At 26.0% G+C, this 905-nt stretch carries 1 protein-coding gene; it reads right to left on the bottom strand.

Features of this window, described 5'->3' with window-relative positions:
- Positions 1-905 (bottom strand): Cj0814 family flagellar-dependent secreted protein (locus H2280_RS08355; protein WP_337216252.1); only part of this gene is annotated, 905 nt, incomplete at both ends.

Here is a 905-nt window from a genome sequence, read left to right as displayed (position 1 = left end):
CTTCTTTAAAAGATTTAACTATTGGATTCATTTTGGTATCACCACCTTTTAGAGCATCAGCACCTGTAGATTTTAAAAAACTCATAAATAAGTCTTCTTTAGTATAAGTTCCATCTTCATTTTTTGGATAAAATGACATATCAGGATTAAAAGTATATTTGTTTGATGTATTTTGAGTTTGCATACTTTGAGGAGTAAAATCTAATTTTTGCAATCCTGTATTGATACTTGCAAACATTCCTAATTGTTCCATTTCATCGTATTGTTCTTGGGTGTTATAATAATTTGTTATGGTTTTGCTTTCAAAATTTAGAGGTGAAGCAAAATCAAAATCTCCCACTGACATACTTACACCTTTAGGCAAACTATTTAAATCTGCTTCACTAAAACTTGTTTTATTGGTATCGTTAAAAGTATGATTAATAATATCATTGAATTTATCATAGTATTGCTTGATAGTATTTGCCATATCTATATTGGAATAATAACTACTTACACCTAAATAATTAACAGTATCTTCATTTAAATATTCATTATATCTCTCTATCTCATCCAAAGTAGATTTATGTATCTTAAAATCTTTTGGTAATCCTGCAGCCTCATTAAAGTCTTCTCCCATATAACCATCTTTATCTACACTATAACCATAGGCTGTATTGGTAGAAGTGCTTATATCTGCTTGTTTAAATTTTAAAGTATAAATAGAGTTTTTAAATTCACTAGATATATCATAATTAGGAGAATTTGTTTTAGTATAATAGTTTTTATTGATACTATTATTATTGTTAGTAGAATTTAATACTTCACTTCTTATTAAAGTTTGTGAATTTTTATTTTCTATATCATTTAATTTAGTAGCATTTTGTTTTAAGAAAGCATTGGCAAAATTTATTTTTGAATTTTCC

It is taken from the genome of Campylobacter sp. 2457A, assembly GCF_020135895.1.
Taxonomy (GTDB): Bacteria; Campylobacterota; Campylobacteria; order Campylobacterales; family Campylobacteraceae; genus Campylobacter_D; species Campylobacter_D taeniopygiae.
Note: the sequence above shows the minus strand (reverse complement) of the source record. Positions and strands in the feature narration are given on the sequence as shown.